Origin of the sequence: Pediococcus parvulus, assembly GCF_007990205.1 — a bacterium.
Classification (GTDB): Bacteria; Bacillota; Bacilli; order Lactobacillales; family Lactobacillaceae; genus Pediococcus; species Pediococcus parvulus.
Genome location: NZ_BJWE01000023.1, coordinates 1 through 25,278, shown reverse-complemented (window position 1 = coordinate 25,278; position 25,278 = coordinate 1). Strand labels below are relative to the sequence as shown.

Sequence of the window (25,278 nt, the reverse complement as noted above, 5' to 3'; positions counted from 1 at the left end):
ACTTCTTAAAGAGAACCTCGGTTGGTGCAATGAGGTGTGGGGAAAAAGTCTGAAGATGAGCTCGGAATTGACAACTGGTCGTTAACTGGCTGGTTGTCCGGTAGTAACCGATAACTTACAGAGCATTCCGATTTATTATGGGAGTGCTTGCTGAGTTTAATATTGAAAAATATTGAAAAATTGGGTGGCACCGCGAATGTCTTCGTCCCATAATCTTATACAAGATTATGGAATGAAGACTTTTTTTGTCAATAGGAGGGTGATGTGGATGACAGCAAACGCAAAAAACGGATTCTTAGAGGCTTATCAAGAATGGCAAAATGTCAGGTTAAGCAATCCTGTAAATATTCTCATGTTAAATTTAATGCCAACAAAGAAAACAACTGAACGGCAGTTTCTGAAAGCCTTCAATCACATGAAACAAGATGTTAGCTTGACCTTCGCCTATCCGGCCAGCCATAGCTTTAAAAATACTTCAGCGGCATTAATGGCGAAATCCTATACCAAGTTTAGTGAAGCTTCAAAAAATAATTATGATGCCTTAATTATTACCGGGGCGCCAATTGAAACGTTAACTTTTGATCAAGTTGATTATTGGCAAGAATTTAAACAAATTATTGCTTGGTCCCATCACCATGTTAAGCAATCCTTATTTGAATGTTGGGCTGCTCAGGCCGCTTTGGCAGTCGAGTTTAATATTAAAAAAGTGAATTTAGACGAGAAAACATTTGGTATTTATTCGGCGACTGAGATTGATAAAGAAAGTCCGCTTGTTACCGGAATCAGGAAAAAGAAAGAATTAAAAATACCACAATCACGGCATACCACGATTGAGCACTTTTCTGGTGTCAAAGTGGTTGCAAGTAATGCTGAAATTGGACCTATGATTCTACATGCTCCTCAGATTAATCAAACCTATTTAACTGGTCACCCTGAGTATGAAGCAGATACGCTAGAAGTTGAATATAAACGAGATTTAAATAAAAAGGAACAGATATTGGCTCCAAAAAACTACTTTGATGGTGACGGCCGCATTCGCTATACTTGGCAAAATAGTCGTCAACTTATCTATCAAAATTGGCTTAACTTAATTTCTAAAGCTGACAATACATTTGCAAAAATTTGAGTCTAAAGGAGGTCTTTGTGATGACAACTATTTCGGTTGGAATGCTGGGTTGTGGTACCGTTGGAACGGGTGTCTTGACGTTATTAAACCGTGCTACTAATCAGATTGCGGAGTCTATAAAAGTTCATTTTAATGTTAAGAAAATTGCTGTTAGTCATCCTGACAAGAAAAGAAATTTGCACTGGGATGAAGATGTTCAATTTACTGGTGAAATTGAAAACGTCACAACTGATCCTTCAATTCAAATTGTGATTGAGGTCATGGGAACCGTTGACCAAGCCTATCACGCAGTTTGTCAAGCTATTAACCACGGAAAATCTGTGATTACTGCCAATAAGGAATTGATTGCTTTAAAAGGTCCCCAGTTGACCAAACTAGCACGACAAAATCATGTAGATCTTTACTATGAGGCGAGTGTCGGTGGTGGAATCCCAATTTTGCGGGTTTTGAGTGACAGCTTAATTACCGATCAAATTACTGGGTTAACTGGAATCGTAAATGGGACCTCGAATTACGTTTTAAGTGCGATGAAAGATGAACGTTCTAGTTATGCAGACAGTTTGAAACGCGCTCAAAAATTGGGATATGCAGAGGCCAATCCAATTAATGATTTGAGTGGCTTTGATTCGGCCTATAAATTGGCTATTTTAAGTCAGTTAGCGTTTGGGCATACGATTAATTTAAAACAATTAGAGCGCACTGGAATTGATAAAATTACGTTGGATGAGCTCAGTGGGGCGGCACACTGGGGGTTGACCATTAAGCCAGCGATTGTTGCCCGAAAAAAGGAGCATACCTTATACACGTTAGTGGCGCCTGTGGCAGTTACGAAACAGCATCCGCTTGCCAATGTGAGTGGCGTAGAAAATAGTGTGTTAGTTACGAGTACTGCTCTGGGAACAACGTCGTATACAGGAGCAGGAGCCGGTTCTGAGCCAACGGCAAACAGTATTATGAGTGATTTATTAACGATTACCCATCATATTTTGACCGAACAATGTGGCTCAAGCTATAATGCTCCATCTACGCATATTTCGGAATATTCACTGCTGAAGTTGCCGCTAGAGTATTTTATTGCGTTGGGAGAGCCTGCAAAAAAAGAGCCGAAATTCTCTAATGAAGCTTCCCAGTACATAGAGGACACTTTTAAAACTGGTAAGGCCGTTTTTTGCATTACATCCGTTTTAGATAAAAACGAGAAAACCAATCTTGAAAAAAGTCTTTCCTTCATGTTTCAGAACGTTCATTTTTACCCCATTTTAAAAGAAAATTAGTTTTAAAAAATACCGATGCTAAAACTGACAAAAATCAGTTCGACATCGGTATTTTATGTGGAAACATTAGACATTTAATTCGTCCATTTATTAGGTAGTGTGTGTTGAAATGTTGTAAGCTGGGCAAACAAATCAGGGACGTTATCAGAGTTAACAAAAAGGCTTAAGTTTTCTTTAGGCGCAAAGCCAGCTTCAGTAGTTTGTTTTAGAAATTGAACCAGAGGGTCGTAGAAACCATCGACATTGAGTAAAGCCAATGGGTTTTGGTGCAGATTGATTTGGCTCCAAGACAACATTGTGAGAAATTCCTCAAAAGTTCCAAAGCCACCTGGTAAGGCAATAAAAGCGTCTGAAGCGTCCAACATGTATTGCTTGCGCTCGGAAATGTCTACTGTAGTGATAATTTTATCGCTTGGAATCCGGGCTAGTTTTTCATTGACCAGTACCTTGGGGATAACGCCAAGGACATCACCACCCTTGTCTAACATTTCGTTGCCTAAAACACCCATTAAACCAAGGCGTCCGCCACCATAAACCAAACGATAATGATGCACCGCTAAATAATCGGCTAATGCAATCGTTGCTTTTTTATAATTTTCATCGTAGCCCGTGTTTGAGCCGCAAAATACACAAATTGATCGAATTGATTTCATAATCTTTGCTCCTTAAAGATAGAAAAAAGAATGCCACTAAGTTAGAAAACTTAGAGACATTCTTTTTAGTTCATTACTTATGGTCTTTAGGTTTACCAATATCATAATCTTTATCAGACATTGTTTCGAGTTGACCTAAGCGATAACCATTACCAACTTGTGAGAAGAAGTCATGGTTAGCTGTACCTGTTGAAATTCCGTTCATAACGATTGGGTTAACATCGGCTTCTGTATCAGGGAAGAGTGGATTTTGGCCCAGGTTCATCAAAGCTTTGTTGGCATTATAACGTGTGAAAGTTAAAACTTGATCTGACCAACCAACTTGGTCATATAAAACGTGAACGTATTTTTCTTCATTATCATAAAGTTCATAAAGAAAGTTAAACATCCAGTCTTTTAATTCCTGTTGTTTAGTTTCAGATAAGCTCTTCATAGCCAACTGGAACTTGTAACCAATGTATGTGCCATGGACAGATTCATCACGTAAAATTAATTTTATAATTTCAGCAACGTTGGTTAGTTTGTTGTGGCCCAAGTAGTAAAGTGGCGTGAAGAAACCAGAATAGAATAAGAAAGTTTCAAGGAAGACACTTGAAATCTTTTTCTTGAGTGGGTCACTGTCGTCATGATATAGTGTGTAAATTTTCTTGGTTTTGTTTTGAAGAAATTCTTCACTATCACTCCAAGAAAAGATTTCATCAATCTCGCCTGGTGTATTTAATGTTTCGAAAATAGATGAGTAACTCTTAGTATGAACGGACTCCATAAATTGGATGTTATTTAAAACAGCCGTTTCATGAGGTGTCCGGACATCCTTTCGTAAGGCTGCCATTCCGTCTTGCGACTGTAAGGTGTCAAGTAAGGTAAGACCACCAAAAACGTGTCCTACGACCCATTTGTGATCTTCATCTAATGTACGCCAGTCGTCAAGATCGTTTGAAATTGGAATCCGGGTATCTAACCAAAACTGTTCGGTTAATTTTTCCCAAGTTGCTTTATCAATTTCATCGGAAACTTGATTCCAGTTGACGGCTTTGTAGTTACCATCTGCATTCCATTTCATTGGATCTAATTTTAAATCTGCCATTATTTAGTTCCTTTCCAAACGTAATTAAATTGAGCAGCTTTCACATTGATTAACGCCAACTTCACCGTCATTGTCAGTGAAAGTTCGAATATAATAAATTGATTTAATTCCCTTATTATACGCATAATTACGCAAAATGTTCAAATCACGAGTCGTCATTTTGTTTGTGCGGCCATCTTTCCATTCATAAATGCCTTCCGGAATGGTTGAACGCATGAAGAATGTCATGCTCATCCCTTGATCGACGTGTTGTTGAGCGGCTGCATAAATGTCCACGACTTTGCGCATATCAATGTCATAAGCAGATTGATAATATGGCAATGTATCGTTATCAAGGTATGGAGCTGGAAAATAAATTTTACCAATTTTCTTTTCTTGCCGTTCCTCAACTCGGTTGACAATTGGTTGTAAACTAGCTGTGGCATCGTTAATGTAAGAAATGGAACCAGTAGGGGCAACAGCCATTCGATTTTGATGATAAAGGCCATCTTTCATTACAGATTCTTTTAAGGCTTCCCAATCGGCGTGTGTTGGAATTTCAATTGACTTGAACAATTCCTTTGCTTTTTCAGTTTTTGGACCCCAGTCCTTGGCAACGTATTTATCAAAATAGCTACCATCAGCGTATTTGCTCTTTTCAAAATTGTGGAAAGTTGTTTGCCGTTCACGTGCGATTTCATTGGAAGCTTTTAAAGTCCAATAGTTTAATAGCATGAAATAAACGCTGGTAAAGTCCAATGAATCTGCGTCCCCATAGTACATATGGTTCTTGGCAAGGTAACCATGAAGTCCCATGGCACCCAATCCAATTGTATGGGAAAGATGATTTCCATTTTGAATGGATGGCACTACGCTAATATTGGAATGATCCGTTACAAAAGTTAGAGCGCGGACCATGGTTTCAACTGAGTGACCAAAATTAGGTGTGTTCATCATGTTGACGATGTTAGTGGATCCTAAATTACAACTAATGTCGGTTCCCAATGTGGTGTATTCTTGTTTGTCATCAATTTCAGAAGGAGTTTGCACCTGCATAATTTCTGAACAGAGATTGCTCATCACAATTTTTCCGTAAATTGGATTGTCGCGGTTAGCGGTATCGACGTTGACAACATATGGATAACCAGATTCTTGCTGTAATTTAGAAAGCTCATTTTCCAGGTCCCGGGCCTTTAATTTTGTTTTCCGAATTTCTGGATTAGCCACCATGTTGTCATACTCTTTTGTGATATCCACATATGAGAATGGTTTGCCGTATACTTTTTCAACTGAGTAGGGACTGAAAAGGTACATGTCTTGGTCTTTTCGTGCTAATTCATAAAACTTATCAGGAACAACGACACCAAGTGACAAAGTTTTAACCCGAATTTTTTCATCTGCGTTTTCTTTTTTAGCAGATAAGAAAGCAATAATGTCAGGGTGGAAAATATTGAGATAAACCACACCAGCTCCTTGTCGTTGACCAAGCTGGTTAGCGTATGAAAAACTGTCTTCCAAAAGTTTCATAACCGGAACAACACCACTTGCAGCGCCCTCAATCCCCTTAATAGGAGCGCCGGCCTCTCGTAAGTTGCTGAGGTTAATTCCGACCCCCCCACCAAGTTTAGACAGTTGCAGTGCTGAATTAATTGTTCGGCCGATAGCATTCATGTCATCTGTTGCCTGGATCAAAAAACAAGAAACCAATTCACCACGATGTTTTCTACCAGCGTTTAAAAAACTGGGGGTTGCGGGTTGGTAACGTTGGTGAATAATTTCATCGGCAATGTTCATTGCTAAGTTTTCGTCACCCTCCGCAAAATAAGTGGCATTCATGGCAACGCGATCAATAAAGTTTTCCAAGTAATAACTATTATCGTTTGTTTTTAACGCATACTGCGCATAAAATTTATAGGCCGCCATGAATGATTGAAAATGAAAGTTCTGCGCATTCAAGTAAGAATAAAGCTTTTCGAGAAACTCTGGTGAATATTTGTTGATGGAATCCTCATCTATGTAGTCATTTTTGATGAGGTAGTCAAAACGAGCTTGCAAGGAATCAAATTTCTTGGTGTTAGGTTTGACATTTTGAGCTAAGAAGGCGGCCAATGCATCATGGTCTTTGTTTAGTGGGATCTGATTATTAACAGGAATGTTAATTTCATTATTTAAATCATAGTATGTGACATCTTTAAGATTCTTGAGACTCATAATTTCACGCCTTTCTGCGATAAATACTAAATTTTAAGTAAATAAAAAACGCCTAGCTGTAATATGCAGCACGTGCGTTTTACCCAGCCTGATAAATATATAGGTTGCTAAATAGCAAGTTGTTTTAAAACGTCAGGTCGAAATCCAGCAATAGGTTCATTACCGTTTGATTCTACAACGGGAACAGCTTGGAATCCACGTGACTTTAAATAGTCGATATAATCAGGATTTGTATTAATATTACGTTCCTTAAAAGGAATGTTATGTTCGCTTAAGAAACGCTTTGTCATCTTACATTGCATACAGTTGTTTTTTGTATAAATTGTTACTTCACTCATGTAATCACCTTCAATTCTCTGTTTCTTTTATGTTTATACGATAGATTCAGTATACAGCATTCAATGTAAAATTCAATGAAAAACCACCATATTTAGTGTGTTTTTTTGATACTACACTAAATGTGGTGGTTTAATAAGGTTTTGAAGCAAAACTTTTTTTGTTCACTTTTTGATGGAGAATCTAACGCTAAGTTAGTTATGTATTAAGCAAGATAATCCTTTATAATAGAACCTATAAAGAAGGAGAAAATAATGACTGAATACTATTATACACAAAATCCAGAAGTTTTACATGAGAAACGACAGTGGCAATTTACATTATTGAATCAAAATTTAACTTTTAATTCTGACAACGGTGTTTTCTCCAAAGCCACGGTTGATTTTGGAACGCGAACTTTACTGGAAGCTTTAAATTTAAAAGAATTTACGGGTGAGGTTTTAGATGTAGGGTGTGGTTATGGGCCGATTGGATTAGCAATTGCCAAGGCAGTTCCAGAAATTCATGTTGATTTGGTTGACGTTAATTTACGGGCGTTGGATTTGTGCAAAGAAAATGCCGAGCAAAATAATATTCATAACGTGACAATTTGGGAATCGGATACGTATGATAAAGTTGAGAAGACCACCTATCAAACTGTTGTTTCTAATCCACCGGTTCGCGCTGGTAAATCAGTTGTCACGAAGATCCTAGTAGAAGCAAAAAATCATTTGCAAGTTGGCGGCTCTTTAATTATTGTTTTACAAAAAAAGCAGGGCGCGCCATCGGCCAAAAAAAAGATGGAACAAGTTTTTGGCAATGCCGAAATTATTCATAAACAAAAAGGTTATTACATCATTAAAAGTGTGAAGGAGTCCCAGTAATGGCGAACGACTTATCTGTTAACCAAGAATTATATTTTATGAGTCTGGCGTATGAAGAAGCCAAAAAAGCTAAAAGCATGGGTGAGGTGCCAATTGGAGCCATAATTGTTCATAAAAATCAAATTGTTGGTCAAGGACATAACTTGCGGGAAAAAGATCAAGATGCCACTGCCCATGCGGAATTGATTGCCATTCAAGAAGCTTGTCATACGTTAAAGAGCTGGCGTCTTTGGGACTGTCAACTCTTTGTCACTATTGAACCATGCATGATGTGCAGTGGCGCAATTATTAATTCTCAATTACCAGAGGTTTATTTTGGAGCGCGGGATCCTAAAGCTGGCATGGTGCAAAGCTTGTATCAGCTTTTGAATGACCGACGATTAAATCATCAAGTGCAAGTTCACGAAGGACTTTTTCAAAAAGAGGCGAGTCAAATTATGCAAAGCTTTTTCCGAGAAATTCGGGCTCGAAGAAAAAACATTAAAAAAAGTAAACAAATTAGTAGAAATTCTGAGTAAAATCGAGTATTATTAATAGTGCCGAGAGGCCTTAAGGCAAGGGTGGACTTACGAATTGTGTCAGATCCGGAAGGAAGCAGCACTAAGTCTGATCTGTCTTGTGCCTTAAGTTATTGGGAAATTGATAAACTCTTAGTCAACATGGCTAGGAGCTTTTTATTTAGGTTTATAGAAACGATTGAAGGGAATTCAAAAATGAGTTATCAAGCTTTATATCGTGTTTGGCGACCACAACGTTTCGACGAGATTGTGGGACAACAAGTCATTACCCAAACTTTAAAAAACGCACTCATTACTGGGCAAACTAGTCATGCCTATTTGTTTACTGGTCCACGGGGAACAGGGAAAACGTCGGCTGCTAAGATCTTTGCTAAGGCTGTTAATTGTCACCATTTAAAGGATGGTGAGCCATGCAACGAATGTGCAACGTGTAAAGCAATTACACAAGGACGCTTAAACGATGTGATTGAAATTGATGCGGCCTCCAATAATGGTGTCGAAGAAATTCGTGATATCCGTGACAAGGCAAAATACGCACCAACCGAAGCTGATTATAAAGTTTATATCATTGATGAAGTTCATATGTTGTCAACAGGTGCGTTTAATGCGCTCTTAAAAACCTTAGAAGAGCCGCCAGCAAATGTGGTGTTCATTTTAGCAACCACTGAGCCTCAAAAGATTCCTCTCACCATTATTTCCCGAACCCAGCGTTTCGATTTTCGCCGTATTTCAACGAAAGATAGCTTTGATCGAATGGTTTATATCTTGGGTCAAAAGAAAATTACGTATGATGAAAAAGCACTAATGGTTATAGCCAAAGCTGCCGAAGGAGGAATGCGGGATGCACTTAGTATTCTGGATCAAGCCCTGTCATTTGGTGATAATGAAATCACATTAAAAAATGCACTTCAAGTTACAGGCAGCGTCAATCACGATCTGTTAAATAAATATGTAGCCGAAATTTCGGATCAACAGGTGAGCGCAGCACTGGAAACCTTAGAAAAAGTTTTGGCAGAAGGTAAAGATGCAAATCGTTTTATTGAAGATTTAATTAATTTTTGTCGGAATCTTCTGCTATATCAACAGGATCCAACGTTGATTGTTGACCAAGAGTTAGGCGATGTTGATGATCAATTTAAAACATTTGCTGCTTCTCTTTCAGCTGAACGTATCTATAAAATGATTGATCATTTAAATAATACTCAGCAACAAATGCGATTTACGACACATCCGGACGTCTATATGGAAGTTTTAACAATCAAATTGGCGCAGCCGACAACACCGGCAACTAATTCGGGTGCAGAAAAAGCACCAGTCAAACAAGCAAAAAAACCTGTGACTGACAGTGCTGAAGTCACACGGCTAGAAGATCAGGTCAAAAAGTTGGCTGATCAAGTCAAACAGTTAGAAAGCCAAAAAAGTACCGGAGCTTCAAAACCCACTAATAATATCAATCGCAGTAATGGTCCCAAGAAACACGGACGGCAAGTTAAACCAAATCTCTCAAAGATTTATCCAGTTTTAGAGAACGCAACCAAAAAAAATTTGGTACAATTAAAGGAGATCTGGCCGGATTTAATGTCAATGTTAAGTGTGACACAGCGCGCTTTAATGCATGTGGCACAACCAGTCGCAGCAAGTGAAAAAGGGGCTGTAATTGCGTTTAATTACGCTTTCTTGTATGAACAGGCGGCTGATGACGGTGATCTTCGTCAATTATTGAGTGACGATATTGATAAGCTAGTCGGTCATGATTTGAAAATTGCTTATGTGGATGCGGATCAATGGCCAGAAATTCGTCAGGGGTACATTCAACAGCATAAAGCAGATCTGCAAAGTAATAATGAAAATGCGACATCTGATGTGGAAGAGCCTCCTGCTGAAAGCGAGCAGGGAACGGATGGCGATCTACAAGAAAGTAAGGATCCGTTAGTGACGAAGGCAGAAGCTTTGTTTGGCAGTGAAACGGTAGAAATCAAAGACGATTAAACAGAAAGGCGGAGTTAAAATGCGCGGTGGAATGGGAAATATGCAAAATATGATGCGACAAATGCAAAAAATGCAAAAAAAGGTAACTGAAGAACAAGATAATTTGGATGCGACAGAATTTACAGGAGTTGCCCCTGATGATATGGTCAAAGTCACTTTTACTGGTGATAAGACAATGAAAGATATTGCGATCAAACCAGAAGCAGTGGATCCGGATGATGTTGATATGCTGCAGGATTTAGTGGTAGCAGCAGTAAATGATGCAATGAAAAAGATTACCGACGAAACTAATAAAACGATGGGTAAATACACAAAAGGTTTGCCTAGAATGTAAGAATGAGGGCTTAATAAATGCAGTATCCAGAGCCAATTGCAAAACTAATCGATAGTTATATGAAGCTGCCGGGGATTGGTGAAAAAAGTGCGACCCGATTGGCTTTTTTTACCATTAATATGGATCAAGACGACGTCAGTGAGTTCGCAAAATCCTTAGTCTCCGCTAAACGAGATTTACATTTTTGTAGTATTTGTGGCAACATTACCGAGGATGATCCGTGTGAAATTTGCCGTGATAAGAGTCGTGATCAAGCGACTGTTTTAGTTGTGGAAGATCCCAAAGACGTCATGTCTATGGAAGAGATGAAAGAATATCATGGTCTGTATCATGTGTTGCAAGGTGTGCTTTCACCAATGGAAGGTAAGGGACCAGAAGATCTGAATATCTCTAGCCTTTTGAAGCGTCTTCAAACCAATCAATCCATCAAAGAAGTGATTGTGGCCACTAATGCAACACCTGAAGGAGAAGCGACGGCTATGTATTTATCACGGTTGATTAAACCAGCTGGGATCAAAGTTACAAGATTGGCCCATGGATTATCAGTTGGCAGTGATATTGAGTATGCGGATCAAATGACCTTATTTAAGGCTGTTGAAGGCCGAACTGAAATGTAAAAGACTAAATTTAAGAAGCGAGATGGCATGTTGACAGGAAAGTTTATTTCATTTGAAGGACCAGATGGTGCTGGGAAAACGACGGCATTAAATTCAATTGTGGCGGACCTCACCCCTCAATTAAATGATAATTTAGTTGTCACACGTGAACCAGGCGGAAACCGGATTTCTGAAGCAATTCGTGATATTATTTTAGATCGAAAAAATACAGAAATGGATGATCGAACTGAAGCATTGCTTTATGCAGCGGCACGGCGACAACATATTGTCGAAACAATTATGCCAGCATTAAAGAGTGGCAAAATGGTTTTATGCGATCGTTATGTGGATAGTTCTGTTGCTTATCAGGGAGCAGGACGTGAAATTGGGGTTGATGAAGTTTACCAAATGAACCTTTTTGCAACAGCCGGCTTATTGCCAGATTTGACAATCTATTTTGATGTTCCGTCTGAAATTGGATTGCGACGCATTATGACACACCGAACGGATGAAATAAATCGATTAGATGTCGAACAACTTTCGTTTCATAAACGTGTGCGGGCGTCTTATCTTAAGATAGCTGAGCAAAATCCACAACGAATTCAAGTGATTGATGCCACACAAAGTAAAGCCAAAGTTGTTTCAGATGTTGAAAAGATTATTTATCAAGCTAATAAGGGCCTTTTTAATAAGTCAGGAGAGTGAAGATTATGAAATTAATTATTGCAATTGTCCAGGATAAGGATGCTAGTCAGTTAAGTGATCAATTTATTGATGCCAATATTCGAGCTACCAAGCTTTCAACAACGGGTGGATTTCTTAAGTCAGGCAATACAACTTACATGATTGGAATTGACGATCAGCGGGTTGATGAAGTTTTAGCAATGATTAAGGAAGCTTCACATAGCAGAGAAGAGTTTATGACACCGCCTGTGAATCTGGATGCCAGTATGGAAGGAACCACTGCGTATCCTGTCAAGGTTCAAGTTGGTGGTGCAACTGTATTCGTTATGCCAATTGAAAAATTTCAACAATTTTAATTACAGCAACAAAGGAGCAGCAAATGACTGAAGACAAAATTCAAACGGCAGTTTCAAATAAACAACCAGAGTTACTCAAACATTTTGCCCAGATCATTGCTGATCACAAATTGGCACATGCTTATTTGTTTGCTGGAGAATCAGGAATTGGAAAAGACGAATTAGCAACGTGGATTGCAATGCGTCTTTTTTGTTTAAATGTGAAAGGAAATCAACCTTGTGGGCAATGTCAGGAATGCCGACGAATTAGTACTGGACAGCATCCAGATGTCGTCATTGTCAAACCTGATGGTCTAAGTATTAAAGTTGATCAAGTTCGTTTTCTTAAATCAGAGTTTACCAAAAGTGCGGTTGAAGGAAATCAAAAAATCTTCATTATCTCTGATGCGGATAAAATGACAGCTGGAGCGGCCAACAGTTTGTTGAAGTTCATTGAAGAACCTAGTCCGAATGTGACGGCTTTTCTATTAACAACGAATAAAAACTTAATGCTACCGACCATTATTTCACGGACTGAAGTTGTGGAGCTAAAGCCCTTAGTTCCGGCGCAGTTTAAGGCTCAGTTACAAGAAAAACAAATCACGCCGAGTTTAATTGCAGTGGCAATGAACTTGACTAATAGTGTAGTTGAGGTCGAAAATTGGGTTAAAGATGATTGGCTATCACAGGTGCAATCGGCACTCAGTCGTTGGTTTTTATTGACCTTTCAAAAAGATATGCGCGCTTTTGTAGAAGTGCAATCTAACATCATTGGTTTGGCAAAGACAAAGGATTCGCAACAATTAATTCTCGATATTGTGATGTTATATTGTCGAGAAGCCTTGCTTTTAAAAGTCAATCCGCAGAATTTGCGATTGAGTTTTCCTAATCAAGATCCACAAATTGAAAAATCCTTGATGACCAAATCTTCTTCAACTTTGATGCAAGCTACTGAAAAAGCCTTAGAGGCCAAAAGCTTATTGAATCGAAATGTAAGCTTTCAAAATGTATTAGAATCTTTGACCATCAAGTTGTGCCAAATTTATTAGGTACTCTGAGATTTAATAACTGTGAATGAGGTGAGATTGTGAATAAAAGGGAAATATATGAAAGTTTTAATGGCATTCAAGATCAGACACAAAGAATGTTAGATCAAATCAAAGAACTGCAGAGTGGAATGGCAGAGATTCTAGAAGAAAATGCAGAATTAGTGATTGAAAATGATCACCTGCGCGAACAATTAGAGAAGTACGAACGGCCATCTAAAAAAGAAGCCCAAAAGAGCACTAAGCATGGTCTCTCTAAATCACGGAAAAATCTGGAGAAGTTATACGGACGTGGATATCATGTTTGTAATGAATGGTTTGGTAAGCATCGAGAAAATGATGAGCCATGTGCATTTTGTCTTGATGTCATTTATGGAGATCGGTAAAGGAGATTGAAGCGTGCAATCACAAAAAAGTTTTGCCAAAAATCAAACTAGTGGAATTCTTTACCTTGTACCAACACCGATTGGCAATTTAGGTGATATGACATTTCGCAGTGTTGAAATATTAAAAGAAGTGGATATTATTGCTTCGGAAGACACAAGAAATACACAAAAATTATTAAATCACTTTGATATTGAAACGAAACAGATTAGTTTTCACGAATATAATACGAGACAACGGGTTCCAGAGTTGGTGGAACGCTTGCGTAATGGGGAGAACATTGCCCAAGTTAGTGACGCGGGGATGCCTTCAATCAGCGATCCAGGGCACGACTTAGTGGTTGCTTGTGTGAAACAAGCTATCTCGGTGGTTCCTTTGCCGGGAGCTAATGCTGGTTTAACAGCTTTGATTGCATCTGGGTTGTCACCCCAACCGTTCTATTTCTTTGGATTTTTAAATCGAAAGCCTGCTGAGCAGAAACGACAGCTAGAAAAACTAGCAAACAAAGAAGAGACTTTGATCTTTTACGAAGCGCCACATCGACTAAAAAAAACACTCACAAATATGAGTGCTATATTTGGTGCGGACCGATCGGCCGTTTTGTGTCGAGAATTAACGAAGAAGTTTGAAGAGTTTTTACGAGGTAGCATTCAGGAACTTTTGGACTGGGCAACGGATAATGAAATTCGTGGTGAGTTTGTAGTCATCGTTGAAGGAAATGCTCATCCAGAAAATCCAGAAGAAGCTCTACCAGAAATGTCGGTGGAAGATCAAGTTACTAATCTTATTAGTACCGGTGAAAAACCAAATGATGCGATTAAACAGGTTGCAAAATTGCGTGGGCTGAAGAAACAAGATGTTTATGCAACTTATCACCATTTACGGGATTCAAAATAGATAAATCAAGAAAATGAAAGAAGGAAACCACTTGGCAGGAAAAAGATTTAGTGAGAAACATCGATTAGTATATTATGACGGTGATCGTACTTATCATGCTTCAATTCCAATGTTGGTAAATTTAATGGTTTTGGCTTCTGAAGATCAGAGCGAAGAACTTGGCGTTGGTACGGAAGAAGTTTCAAAGTACGGTGTGGGATGGGTAGTCACACAGTATTTAATGACCATTAATGATCTCCCCAAAATCGGCTCAACCATCGAGTTGTCAACCGAAGCAACCGCGCATAACAAATTTTTCTGTGAACGACGTTTTTCAATTGCTGATGAAGCAGGAAATTCGTTATTAGAAGCTAACAGTAACTTTGTTTTAATGAATCATAAAACACGGCGAATGGGAAAACTAATCCCTGAATTGCTTGATCCATATGGTAGTGATGAAGTCAAACGCATTACCAGATTGCCACGTGTTCCGAAAATTACGGATGACCAAGGAACTGTTTCAAAAGAGTATCCTGTGCGTTACTTTGATTTGGATACTAACGGGCATGTCAATAATTCGCATTATTTTGAATGGCTGCTTGATGTATTACCAGCAGAATTTTTACAAACTCACATTCCAACTCGCTTGAACATTCAGTATCACAAGGAAATCCAATATGGTCACATTGTGAAAAGTGAAGTTGTCAAAACAAATGAAACAGATACCGAGATAAATACGTTACATAAAATGACAGTTAATGGCGAAATTTATTGCGAAGCAGAATGTAGTTGGAAAACAGTAACAGCTAATTAATTTGTTGTGTAATCGTTATGGTATAATCGAGTCATAAATTATGAAATACGGGGAGGCAAATTATGTCAGTTTTAGTCCTTGGTGGAGCAGGTTACATTGGATCACATATGGTCAAAAGGTTGATTGAACAAAATGAAGATGTTGTCGTTATTGACAATTTGGTTACAGGTCATCAACAGGCAGTTTCTAAGCAAGCCCGCTTTTATAAGGGTGATGTCCGAGATCGTGCATTTTTAGATCAAGTTTTTCAAAAAGAATCAATTGATACGGTGATTCATTTTGCAGCTTTTTCAATTGTGCCTGAATCAATGAAGGATCCACTGAAGTATTTTGATAATAATACGGGTGGTGTCATTACTTTATTAGAAGCGATGCATGCTAATCATGTTTCACGCATTGTCTTTTCATCAACAGCAGCAACTTATGGTAATCCAGAAAATGCCATGATTAAAGAAACAGACGTTCAAGCACCTATCAATCCTTATGGTGAAAGTAAGTTAATGATGGAAAAAATCATGCATTGGGCAGACGTTGCTTATGGAATTAAGTTTGTAGCCTTGCGTTATTTCAATGTTGCCGGGGCTGCAGCTGATGGTAGTATTGGTGAGGATCATCATCCAGAAACACATTTAATTCCGATTGTTTTACAAGTAGCATCTGGAAAACGGGCAGAATTACAAATTTTTGGTGATGATTATGAGACACTAGATGGTACAAATGTACGTGACTATGTCCACGTCACTGATCTGGCAGATGCTCACATTTTGGCTATGAAGTACTTACAGGCAGGTAATGAGAGTAATGCGTTTAACTTAGGATCCTCAACTGGATTTTCAGTTAAACAAATTTTGGAAGCGGCCCGTCAAGCAACAGGCAAAGAAATCCCAGCTAAAATTGCGGCCCGCCGTCCAGGTGATCCAGATACGTTAGTTGCTAAGAGCGATAAGGCAAGAGAAGTCTTGAAGTGGCAACCACAATATGACGATATTCATGAAATTATTAAAACGGCTTGGAATTGGACCCAAAAGCATCCTAATGGTTTTGAAGACGAAAACTAAAACTGGAGAACTCGAGAATCGTTAATGATTTCGAGTTCTTTTTTATCAATTGTCATTCATCATGGAAATTGTGATAAGATATTTAGGGAAGAATACGAAAAGTTAGTTTTTTAACTATAAAGTAATTATAAACATTTTTAATGAAAAGGACGTATTATGAAAGTATTGGCATTGGACACTTCAAATCGACCGTTAAGTGCAGCGGTTTTGGATGATAATCAGCTATTGGCCATGACGACTACCAATATTCGAAAAAATCATAGCATTCAGTTGTTGCCAATTGTAGAAACACTTTTGAAACAAACTGGGTTGGAAGCAGAAGATTTGCAACGAATTGTTGTGGCACAAGGACCAGGCTCATATACAGGCTTAAGAATTGCTACAACTACTGCAAAGACATTGGCCTATACTTTAAACGTTGATTTGGTTGGTGTCTCTAGTTTAAAGACATTGGCAGCTAATGTGAACGACGAGGGTCGAATCATTGTGCCTTTATTTGATGCCAGAAGAGATAATGTGTTTGCTGGAATTTACCAACGAACTGCTACCGAAATGAAGACGATTATGGCCGACCGTCATATTTCAATTAAACATTTAATTGCTAATCTGTTAGAAATGCAAGTCCCTGTGTGGTTTATTGGGCAAGACGTTTCCATTTATGAAGAAACCCTAAAATTACAATTGACTGATAATTTTCACAGGGTATCGCGTGCACAAGATTTGCCAGATGCATATGTATTAGGACAACTCGGCTTAAACGAGAAACCGGTTGAGCATCCCTTTAATTTTGTGCCCAAATATTTACGTTTGACGGAAGCAGAAGTTGAATGGAAGAAAAAACATCCACACGAGGATACGAAGCCGTATGTTGAAAAAATTTAGAGAACTTATTCAAAATCGTTTTTTTAATCGTACTAAACAATTACGAGAACAAGCATTTGAAATTCATGATCATGTCATTCAAATTGAAGATGACACTTATTTTATTGCCAAAGCCATGATCCCAGATATTCCAGATATTTTGAATGTGGAACGTTCTGTCTATGAAGGACAGACTCCTTGGGATCGCGCGGCCTTTGCGAATGAACTACGCCGTAAGTTTGATCGACTTTATTTGGTGATTCGGTATCACGATCGCATGCTTGGCTTTATCGGTGCCTCTTTTGACGATCGAACAAAGACGGCCCATATTACAAATGTGGCTGTGGTTGAAGATAAACAGAACCGGGGAATTGGGTCTTATTTACTCAAAATAATGATTGGTAAGGCAGAATTTATTGGTTATAAAAAGCTCACTCTCGAAGTCCGCAAAAGTAATGCGCGCGCCCAGGCGTTGTATTTAAAATTAGGGTTTGAGAAAACCGGTGTCAAGGCCCATTATTACTTTGGCGATCATGAAGATGCCATTGATATGACATTGGCACTGACACAAAAAGAGTAGGAGAATTATGGATAAGAAAAACTTGATTTTGGCATTTGAATCCAGCTGTGATGAAACCAGTGTGGCAGTCATTGAAAATGGTGAAAAGATTTTGTCAAATGTGGTAGCAACGCAGATCAATAGTCACAAACGATTTGGCGGCGTTGTGCCAGAGGTGGCTAGTCGTCATCATATTGAACAGGTCACAATTTGTATTGATGAAGCATTGAAAGAAGCAAATGTGAAAACAACCGATTTAACGGCAGTTGCGGTCACATATGGTCCAGGATTGGTGGGAGCATTGTTAGTTGGCGTTGCGGCCGCCAAAGCGTTTGCCTATGCGAATAACTTGCCATTGATTCCAGTGAATCATATGGCAGGTCATATCTATGCGGCTCGATTTGTTAAGCCCATTGAGTTTCCTGCGATAGCTTTATTGGTTTCAGGCGGGCATACGGAATTAGTATATATGCCTTATGAAAATGAATTTCAAATTATTGGCGAAACTCGTGATGATGCGGCTGGCGAAGCTTATGATAAAATTGGCCGTGTGTTAGGAATAACTTATCCAGCGGGCAAGGACATTGATGAATTAGCACACAAGGGTAAAGATAGTTTTCATTTTCCTCGCGCTATGATGCACGAAGAAAACTTTGATTTTAGTTTCAGTGGTCTAAAGAGTGCTTTTATTAATACTGTGCATCATGCAGACCAAATTAATGAAACTTTGGATCGGGCTGACTTAGCGGCTAGTTTTCAACAAAGTGTCATCGATGTCATTGTGGAGAAAACATTATGGTCATGCGAACAGTTTTCCATTAAACAGCTGATTTTAGCCGGAGGGGTTGCCGCAAATCATGGTTTGCGTGATACCTTGTCAGAAAAATTAAGTGAGCAATATCCGGACTTGGATTTTGTTAAAGCGCCTCTCAAATTATGTGGGGATAACGCTGCAATGATTGGTGCGGCTGGTTATGTAGCTATGAAACATCATGTTTTTGCGGACGCAAGTTTAAATGCAGAACCAAGTTTAGAATTTGACTGGGTCCCAGATGCCGTCAAATAAAACGAAGTGGAGACAAGTAGATGACAGATAACAAATTTACTAAAATGAAAGACGAAATCGACATGTTTATTGATCGTGGTGATATTTATGGCGCTTCGTTTAGTTTTATTAATGAAAATCAGATCGATAGTTTTTACCATGGTTTTCAAGGTAAAGATGCGTTTGCGGAACGTTTAGATCCTTCTATGATTTATGATTTATCTTCATTAACCAAAGTAGTGGCAACAACTACCCGTGTTTTTCAGTTATTGGCAATTCATGAATTAGGCCTGAAAGATTCTGTTACGGCTTATTTGCCTGGCTTTTCACATCCAGAGGTGACCATTGAAAATCTATTGTTGCACAATAGTGGTTTGCCAGCCGATGTAGAAAATGAACGCAATTTGACGGGTGTGGAACTCATCAAAAAGTTGTACGAGGATCCACTGGTGTATCAACCGGGAGAAAAGACGGTTTATTCAGATTTAGGTTTTATTCTGTTGGGTTTAATTATTCGCACTTTAAATGGTTCGATTGATAAAAGTGTGCAGGATCATATTTGGTACCCGTTGGCAATGACTAATACTGGCTACAATTTGAACCGACCGAAGTCTCGGTTTGTGCCGACCGAAGTGGATGCCCAACGAGGCCAAATTCAAGGCCAGGTACATGATTACAAGGCACTGTTACTAAATGGAGAAAGTGGTCATTCTGGACTCTTTTCCACCTTGAGCGATTTAACTGTTTTTACTGAAATGATGATTAATCGGGGAAAATATCAGAAAAAAGAAATTTTGGATCCTAACTTGTTTGATTTAATGGCAAGCTATGATGAAAATGGGCGCACTTTGGGTTGGCGACGTGTTAACCATAAGGAACAGTATGTTCAGACTGGCTATACTGGCACCATTTTATCGTTTGATCCTGAAATTAAACGTGGGTTTGTATTTTTAACTAACCGTATTTACCCAACTCGGGAAAACAGCCGATGGAGCGAAGATCGGGATCGCTTAATTGACTTATTTTTCGAAGACTAGTTATTAAACTAAAAAAGACCAAATTTCGTAGTCACACATCATGTGATTTTGAAATTTGGCCTTTTTTAATTCAATTTTTCGAGTTGTTCACTAAGTTGGGTCCATTTATTTTCAACCTGTGTAATTTTATCCTGTGTTTCGGTTAATTTGTTTTGTAATTCTTCAAGTTTTAAATGATCGTTAAAAAATTGGGGATCGGCCATTTTGGTTTGAATTTGCGTTTCAGCTTCAGAAAGTTCATCTAATTGTTTTTCTTGTTTATCAACTTCTCGTTGCAATTTTCGCTGAATCTTCTGATTTTCTTTGGAAGCACGGTAGTCTTGTTGCTTCGTACTTTCATTAGAATTGAAAACGTCATCAGTCCCATCAGTTGCGTCTACAGAATTAGTTTCTTGGTCTGCTTTTTTCATTAAATAATAATCGTAATCACCTAAGAACAATTGACTTCCATGAGGTGAAATTTCAAGTATTTCGGTTGCAACCCGGTTAATGAAATACCGATCATGAGAAACAAACAAGACAGTACCATCAAAGTCATTAAGAGCATTTTCAAGCACCTCGCGGCTATCAATGTCTAAATGATTCGTCGGTTCATCCAAAATAAGAAAATTGTCAGCTTGCATGGTCAGTTTAGTGAGTAATAAGCGAGCTCGCTCGCCGCCACTAAGGTTTTTCACCGGCTTTAAGACATCATCACCAGAAAATAAGAAACTACCAAGAAGTGAGCGAATGTCCTTTTCGGGAACTAGGGGATGCTGATCCCATAATTCATTCAAAACCGTTTTTTTATCATCAAGGTTATGTTGTTCCTGATCATAATAGCCAATTTCAACGCCAGCACCAAGTCTGACCGTGCCATCAAGCAAAGGAATTTTACCCAGAATAGTTTTCAATAACGTTGATTTACCAATTCCATTTGGACCCACAATTCCTAAGACGTGATGTTTATTAAGCTCGATATTAATTGGCGCAGACAAAACGTGATCACCGTAACCAATGGCGGCCTTTTGAACGGTTAATACCACATTACCACTGGCATGGTTAGCTGCAAAATGAAAATGCATTTCTGCGTTGTTATCGGTAGGACGATCTAAAACAGTCATTTTTTCCAATTGTTTACGACGGCTTTGCGCCCGTTTCGTTGTAGATGCACGCACTAAATTCTTGTTAACGAAATCCTCTAACTTATCAATTTTAGTTTGTTGTTTTTCGTAGGCTTTCCATTCCGTTTTCAAACGGGCAGCCTTTTGATCGACATAGGCTGAGTAGTTACCAGTGTATGCAGTTAATGTCTTTCGATCCATATCAAGAGTTCGTGTCACAACGTGGTCTAAAAAGTACCGGTCATGAGAAACTATGAGTAAAGCGCCACTATATGATTTGATATATTTTTCCAACCAAGCCAACGTATTCATGTCAAGATGGTTTGTTGGTTCATCTAAAACTAGTAAGTCATGTTGTTCCAACAACAGTTTGGCTAAGGCCAGTTTTGTTTTTTGACCGCCAGAAAGGGTGTTTACTGACCGTTGGTAAACGGCTTCTTCAAATCCAAAGCCGTGTAAGACGCCACGAATTTCAGCCTGGTAGCCAAATCCATTACGAGCTTTGAACTCTTGCTGTTTTTGATCATACAAATTAGATAATTTTTCGAATTCTTTTGCGTTTGCAATGACAGTGGGATCACCAAGTTGATTTTCTAGTTCATGAATTTCTTTTTCGAGTTGAATAACAGCCTTAAAAACAGTCAGCATTTCATCCCAAATTAAATTATCAGTATTCAGGCCTTGATTTTGAGCCAGATAGCCTATTGAAAGGTCCTTTTTGGTTGTGATTTCACCAGAATTTGGACGAGTGTCGCCAATTAGCATCTTAAGCAGGGTGGTTTTGCCGGCGCCGTTACGTCCAACCAAACCGATTCGATCCTGTTCTTGAATGTCAAAAGTTACATGAGAAAACAAGGGCTCACCGCTAAACTCACGGCTAACATCTTGGGCTTGTAATAAGATCACAATCATTCATCCTTTCGTGTTGCTCTTTTATTATATCTTAAATTTTGTTTTCTGTAGTAAGTGGTAAAATAAAGTTTGTTAATTATTCACAAACTTCATTGGAGGTTTACAAAATGAAAACAAAAATTCCAGAAGCAACTGCTAAACGGTTGCCACTTTATTATCGATATTTAAATAATTTATTGTATGCAAACAAGTTGCGAGTTTCTTCTGCTGAGTTAGCCGAATCAATTCAAGTCGATGCGGCCACAATTCGCCGCGATTTCTCCTATTTCGGGCCATTAGGGAAGCGCGGATATGGGTATGACGTTCACAAATTAATTGATTTCTTTAAAAAGATATTGGATCAAGACACGCTTACAAACGTTGCCCTCATTGGGGTTGGTAATTTAGGCCATGCCTTGTTAAATTTTAATTTTCATAAAAATAGCAATGTCAGGATCAGTGCGGCGTTTGACGTTAATCCTAAATTGATTGGCTCCGTGCAAAGTAATGTGCCTGTTTATGACATGAGACAATTACAAGAACAGCTGAAGGATCAACGGATTGAAATCGCCATTATTACGGTTCCAGCCACAATTGCCCAAAAAGTAGTGGACGAGTTAGTCCAGGGTGGCATTAAAGGAATCATGAATTTCACCACTGTGCGGATTTCTGTGCCAGAAGGCGTTCGTATTCAAAATATTGATCTTACCAATGAATTACAAACTTTAATTTATGCCATTAATCATGGTTAAATGATCAAAGCCCTAGAAAAGGGAGGACAACTAAAGAGTTCATTAGAATGTGAGCAATCATCGAGGTTTGAATTTTGCCGGTATGATGGTACAGCCAACAAAACCATAGTCCAATAGTGGCATAGAGCACAATATGACCGTCCGAATGAGCGATTGCAAATAAGCCACTAGAAATCAAGGCAGTTAGTATCTGTGAGACTTTAGGGCCTAAAAAGCCAAAGAGATTTGAGAGATTTCCAAAAAGAGTTTTTCGAAAAACAATTTCTTCCATAATGGGAGCGCCAATAATAATGGGCAAGACAAATAAGGGATAATTTTTGATGATTTTTAAAATGGCACTCGTATTTTGAGAAGCTGCACTTCCACCAGTTTGAACGGTTACTTTGAGGATAAGGCTCTGTAAAAATATGACAATAATAAAACCGAGAATGCCCCACAGAATAATCTGCCAGGTATGACTCGATTTTTTTTCGGGAAGGTTTTGGGGCATATTATGAAATGCCAAAAAGCCTAAAATTAGTGCACCAGCTAAATAATCGATAATTTGGACGCTAAAGATCATGCTGTGTGTGAATTTAAAAAAGCTATTTAGGAAGCTTGGCAAAAGATACACAATTAAATACGTAATTAAGATATAGATAGATTTCTTTTCAAGTTTCAACTGACGACACCTCACAAATATTACTATAGTATAGCATGTTTAAAGGCTTTTGAATTCTTTCGTCAAAAAAGGTCAGTAAAATGCTTGCATTCTAGTTTGAGAATGATATAGTAAATATTGTTGTTAGCACTTAGCAGTTAAGAGTGCTAAATTTATAAAATAAATAACTGGAGGGATTCATTTTGTTAAAACCATTAGGAGATCGCGTGATATTAGAAGCACAGGAAGAAGAAGAACAAACTGTTGGTGGCATCGTCCTTGCAAGCAATGCTAAGGAAAAGTCACAAAGCGGCAAGGTTGTTGCTGTGGGTGATGGACGCGTATTAGATAACGGTGAAAAGGTTGCACCTTCTGTTAAAACCGGTGACACAGTTATATTTGATAAATATGCCGGTACTGAAGTCTCATATGAAGATAAAAAGTACTTGGTACTTCATGAAAAAGATATTGTGGCAATTATTGACTAACTAAAATTAGAATTCTTGGGGTGAAATATTTATGGCAAAAGAAATAAAATTTTCTGAAGATGCACGGACAAAGATGTTAAAGGGTGTCGACAAATTAGCTGACACTGTTAAATCAACAATTGGACCAAAAGGACGCAACGTTGTTTTGGAGCAATCGTATGGTTCACCAACAATTACAAATGATGGTGTGACGATTGCTAAGGCGATTGACCTTGAAGATCATTTTGAAAACATGGGTGCTAAGTTAGTATCGGAGGTTGCTTCAAAAACTAACGATATTGCTGGTGATGGTACCACAACAGCTACTGTTTTGACCCAGGCAATTGTGAATGAAGGTATGAAGAACGTGACTGCTGGTGCCAACCCAGTTGGTATCCGTCGCGGAATTGAACGTGCAACAAAGGCTGCCGTTGAAGGCCTTCACAAGATGTCACATGATGTTAAAACTAAGGACGATATTGCCCAGGTTGCTTCAATTTCAGCTGCTAACGAAGAAGTTGGTAAGTTAATTGCTGACGCTATGGAAAAGGTTGGAAACGATGGTGTCATCACTGTTGAAGAATCACGTGGGGTTGATACAACCCTTGATGTGGTTGAGGGAATGCAATTCGATCGTGGATACATGTCTCAATACATGGTAACTGACAACGATAAAATGGAAGCTGATTTAGACAATCCTTACATTTTAATTACGGATAAGAAGATTAGCAATATTCAAGATATCTTACCATTGTTACAATCTGTTGTTGAACAAAGTCGTTCACTTTTAATCATTGCTGATGATATTACAGGTGAAGCTTTACCAACATTGGTATTGAATAAGATGCGTGGAACCTTTAATGTTGTTGCTGTTAAGGCACCAGGTTTTGGCGATCGTCGTAAGGCTCAACTTGAAGATATCGCAACCTTGACTGGTGGTACTGTAATCACTGATGATCTAGGTTTGAACTTAAAAGATGCAACCATTGATCAATTAGGCCAAGCAAACAAGGTTACTGTCACAAAAGACGACACAACAATCGTTGAAGGTGCTGGTGACAAGGATCAGATTGCAGAACGAGTTGCGACAATCAAACAACAAATTTCAGAAACTACATCTGATTTTGATAAGGAGAAGTTACAAGAACGCTTAGCTAAATTAGCAGGCGGTGTGGCTGTTGTCCGTGTCGGTGCAGCTACTGAAACTGAACTTAAAGAAAAGAAGTATCGAATTGAAGATGCTTTGAATGCTACTCGAGCAGCTGTTGAAGAAGGTTTTGTTCCTGGTGGTGGTACAGCATTAGTTAATGCTATTTCATCTCTTGATGGCCTTAAAGCTGATGGTGACGAGTTAACAGGTATCAACATTGTTAAACGTGCTTTGGAAGAACCAGTTCGTCAAATCGCTGAGAATGCTGGTGCAGAAGGCTCTGTCGTTGTTGAAAACTTGAAGAAGCAGAAGCCAGGTATTGGTTATAATGCAGCTACTGGTAACTGGGATGACATGGTTAAAGCCGGAATCGTTGACCCAACTAAGGTTACTCGTTCTGCTTTACAAAATGCAGCCAGTGTTTCAGCTTTGTTGTTAACAACTGAAGCCGTTGTCGCTGACAAACCAGAACCCAAAGATGATGCAGCAGCCGGTGCACAGCCACAACCAGGTGGCATGGGCGGCATGATGTAATTCGTTAAACAATTAAAGCCGTAAAATTAGATTCAATTCTAATTTTACGGCTTTTTTATATCCTCAACTAAAGGTC

Annotated in this window: 27 protein-coding genes and 1 other RNA gene; 22 read left to right on the top strand and 6 right to left on the bottom strand. The window is 38.7% G+C overall.

Annotated features, from left to right (window positions below):
* The first annotated feature begins 268 nt into the window (after positions 1–268).
* Together PPA04_RS06010 and PPA04_RS06005 are read left to right on the top strand one after the other, a co-directional pair.
* Positions 269–1,126: a homoserine O-acetyltransferase/O-succinyltransferase family protein gene (locus PPA04_RS06010; protein ID WP_057784492.1), complete on the top strand. Its 858-nt coding sequence runs from the start codon at positions 269–271 to the stop codon at positions 1,124–1,126.
* Between the two features lie 20 nt (positions 1,127–1,146).
* Positions 1,147–2,400 (top strand): homoserine dehydrogenase, encoded by a 1,254-nt coding sequence (locus tag PPA04_RS06005; protein ID WP_057784491.1) that lies wholly within the window; start codon positions 1,147–1,149, stop codon positions 2,398–2,400.
* Positions 2,401–2,474: 74 nt separating this feature from the next.
* On the opposite strand, the gene PPA04_RS06000 is transcribed toward PPA04_RS06005, so the two are convergent.
* The 4 genes from PPA04_RS06000 to PPA04_RS05985 form a co-directional block, all read right to left on the bottom strand.
* Complete coding sequence (locus PPA04_RS06000; RefSeq protein WP_057784490.1) at positions 2,475–3,053, bottom strand: LOG family protein; 579 nt, start codon at positions 3,051–3,053, stop codon at positions 2,475–2,477.
* Between the two features lie 73 nt (positions 3,054–3,126).
* Positions 3,127–4,140, bottom strand: a complete 1,014-nt coding sequence (gene nrdF / locus PPA04_RS05995) for a class 1b ribonucleoside-diphosphate reductase subunit beta (RefSeq protein WP_229923045.1) — start codon at positions 4,138–4,140, stop codon at positions 3,127–3,129.
* 24 nt (positions 4,141–4,164) lie between these two features.
* Entirely contained in the window at positions 4,165–6,330 is a 2,166-nt protein-coding gene (nrdE, locus tag PPA04_RS05990; protein WP_057784489.1) for a class 1b ribonucleoside-diphosphate reductase subunit alpha, read from the bottom strand.
* 107 nt (positions 6,331–6,437) lie between these two features.
* Positions 6,438–6,668, bottom strand: a complete 231-nt coding sequence (locus PPA04_RS05985) for a redoxin NrdH (RefSeq protein ID WP_046871054.1) — start codon at positions 6,666–6,668, stop codon at positions 6,438–6,440.
* A gap of 252 nt (positions 6,669–6,920) precedes the next feature.
* Here PPA04_RS05985 and PPA04_RS05980 point away from each other — a divergent pair, with 252 nt between their 5' ends.
* The 17 genes from PPA04_RS05980 to PPA04_RS05900 all read left to right on the top strand — a co-directional run bounded on the left by PPA04_RS05980 (position 6,921) and on the right by PPA04_RS05900 (position 19,665).
* The gene (locus PPA04_RS05980) at positions 6,921–7,529 is read left to right on the top strand and encodes a class I SAM-dependent methyltransferase (protein WP_057784488.1); all 609 of its coding nucleotides are present in this window, start codon (positions 6,921–6,923) and stop codon (positions 7,527–7,529) included.
* Positions 7,529–8,047: a tRNA adenosine(34) deaminase TadA gene (gene tadA, locus PPA04_RS05975; protein ID WP_057784487.1), complete on the top strand. Its 519-nt coding sequence runs from the start codon at positions 7,529–7,531 to the stop codon at positions 8,045–8,047. Before PPA04_RS05980 ends, tadA begins: the two co-directional genes overlap by 1 nt.
* A 28-nt stretch (positions 8,048–8,075) precedes the next feature.
* An RNA gene (ffs, locus tag PPA04_RS05970) (signal recognition particle sRNA small type) lies at positions 8,076–8,162 on the top strand.
* Between the two features lie 80 nt (positions 8,163–8,242).
* Positions 8,243–10,036 (top strand): DNA polymerase III subunit gamma/tau, encoded by a 1,794-nt coding sequence (dnaX, locus tag PPA04_RS05965; RefSeq protein WP_057784486.1) that lies wholly within the window; start codon positions 8,243–8,245, stop codon positions 10,034–10,036.
* 19 nt (positions 10,037–10,055) lie between these two features.
* Positions 10,056–10,370: a YbaB/EbfC family nucleoid-associated protein gene (locus tag PPA04_RS05960; RefSeq protein WP_057784485.1), complete on the top strand. Its 315-nt coding sequence runs from the start codon at positions 10,056–10,058 to the stop codon at positions 10,368–10,370.
* A 17-nt stretch (positions 10,371–10,387) separates the two neighbouring features.
* Positions 10,388–10,987 (top strand): recombination mediator RecR, encoded by a 600-nt coding sequence (gene recR, locus PPA04_RS05955; RefSeq protein ID WP_057784484.1) that lies wholly within the window; start codon positions 10,388–10,390, stop codon positions 10,985–10,987.
* Positions 10,988–11,017: 30 nt separating this feature from the next.
* A complete protein-coding gene (tmk, locus tag PPA04_RS05950) occupies positions 11,018–11,671 on the top strand; it encodes a dTMP kinase (RefSeq protein ID WP_186806966.1) in 654 nt (217 codons plus the stop codon).
* A 5-nt stretch (positions 11,672–11,676) separates the two neighbouring features.
* Complete coding sequence (gene darA, locus PPA04_RS05945; protein WP_057750521.1) at positions 11,677–12,006, top strand: cyclic di-AMP receptor DarA; 330 nt, start codon at positions 11,677–11,679, stop codon at positions 12,004–12,006.
* 23 nt (positions 12,007–12,029) lie between these two features.
* Positions 12,030–13,034 (top strand): DNA polymerase III subunit delta', encoded by a 1,005-nt coding sequence (gene holB / locus PPA04_RS05940; protein ID WP_057784482.1) that lies wholly within the window; start codon positions 12,030–12,032, stop codon positions 13,032–13,034.
* A gap of 38 nt (positions 13,035–13,072) precedes the next feature.
* Complete coding sequence (locus PPA04_RS05935) at positions 13,073–13,417, top strand: DNA replication initiation control protein YabA (RefSeq protein ID WP_057784481.1); 345 nt, start codon at positions 13,073–13,075, stop codon at positions 13,415–13,417.
* A gap of 13 nt (positions 13,418–13,430) precedes the next feature.
* A complete protein-coding gene (gene rsmI / locus PPA04_RS05930) occupies positions 13,431–14,312 on the top strand; it encodes a 16S rRNA (cytidine(1402)-2'-O)-methyltransferase (protein WP_057784480.1) in 882 nt (293 codons plus the stop codon).
* Between the two features lie 31 nt (positions 14,313–14,343).
* Positions 14,344–15,105: an acyl-[acyl-carrier-protein] thioesterase gene (locus PPA04_RS05925; RefSeq protein WP_057784479.1), complete on the top strand. Its 762-nt coding sequence runs from the start codon at positions 14,344–14,346 to the stop codon at positions 15,103–15,105.
* A 62-nt stretch (positions 15,106–15,167) separates the two neighbouring features.
* A complete protein-coding gene (galE, locus tag PPA04_RS05920) occupies positions 15,168–16,163 on the top strand; it encodes a UDP-glucose 4-epimerase GalE (RefSeq protein WP_057784478.1) in 996 nt (331 codons plus the stop codon).
* Between the two features lie 156 nt (positions 16,164–16,319).
* Positions 16,320–17,045 (top strand): tRNA (adenosine(37)-N6)-threonylcarbamoyltransferase complex dimerization subunit type 1 TsaB, encoded by a 726-nt coding sequence (gene tsaB, locus PPA04_RS05915; protein WP_057784477.1) that lies wholly within the window; start codon positions 16,320–16,322, stop codon positions 17,043–17,045.
* Complete coding sequence (gene rimI / locus PPA04_RS05910; RefSeq protein ID WP_057784476.1) at positions 17,029–17,604, top strand: ribosomal protein S18-alanine N-acetyltransferase; 576 nt, start codon at positions 17,029–17,031, stop codon at positions 17,602–17,604. Before tsaB ends, rimI begins: the two co-directional genes overlap by 17 nt.
* 7 nt (positions 17,605–17,611) lie before the next feature.
* Entirely contained in the window at positions 17,612–18,649 is a 1,038-nt protein-coding gene (tsaD, locus tag PPA04_RS05905; protein WP_057784475.1) for a tRNA (adenosine(37)-N6)-threonylcarbamoyltransferase complex transferase subunit TsaD, read from the top strand.
* Positions 18,650–18,669: 20 nt separating this feature from the next.
* Entirely contained in the window at positions 18,670–19,665 is a 996-nt protein-coding gene (locus PPA04_RS05900) for a serine hydrolase domain-containing protein (RefSeq protein ID WP_057784474.1), read from the top strand.
* 65 nt (positions 19,666–19,730) lie between these two features.
* Here the strand turns inward: PPA04_RS05900 and PPA04_RS05895 are convergent, their stop codons facing one another.
* Positions 19,731–21,674, bottom strand: a complete 1,944-nt coding sequence (locus tag PPA04_RS05895) for an ABC-F family ATP-binding cassette domain-containing protein (RefSeq protein ID WP_057784473.1) — start codon at positions 21,672–21,674, stop codon at positions 19,731–19,733.
* A gap of 113 nt (positions 21,675–21,787) precedes the next feature.
* On the opposite strand from PPA04_RS05895, the gene PPA04_RS05890 reads away from it, so the two are divergent.
* A complete protein-coding gene (locus PPA04_RS05890) occupies positions 21,788–22,411 on the top strand; it encodes a redox-sensing transcriptional repressor Rex (RefSeq protein ID WP_057784472.1) in 624 nt (207 codons plus the stop codon).
* Positions 22,412–22,415: 4 nt separating this feature from the next.
* Here the strand turns inward: PPA04_RS05890 and PPA04_RS05885 are convergent, their stop codons facing one another.
* Positions 22,416–23,072 carry a CPBP family intramembrane glutamic endopeptidase gene (locus PPA04_RS05885; RefSeq protein ID WP_057784471.1) on the bottom strand — a complete coding sequence of 219 codons (657 nt, stop codon included), beginning with the start codon at positions 23,070–23,072 and terminating at the stop codon, positions 22,416–22,418.
* Between the two features lie 182 nt (positions 23,073–23,254).
* Between PPA04_RS05885 and groES the strand changes: the two genes are divergently transcribed.
* Positions 23,255–23,539 (top strand): co-chaperone GroES, encoded by a 285-nt coding sequence (groES, locus tag PPA04_RS05880; protein ID WP_057784470.1) that lies wholly within the window; start codon positions 23,255–23,257, stop codon positions 23,537–23,539.
* A gap of 31 nt (positions 23,540–23,570) precedes the next feature.
* Entirely contained in the window at positions 23,571–25,202 is a 1,632-nt protein-coding gene (gene groL, locus PPA04_RS05875) for a chaperonin GroEL (protein ID WP_057784469.1), read from the top strand.
* Positions 25,203–25,278: the final 76 nt, after the last annotated feature.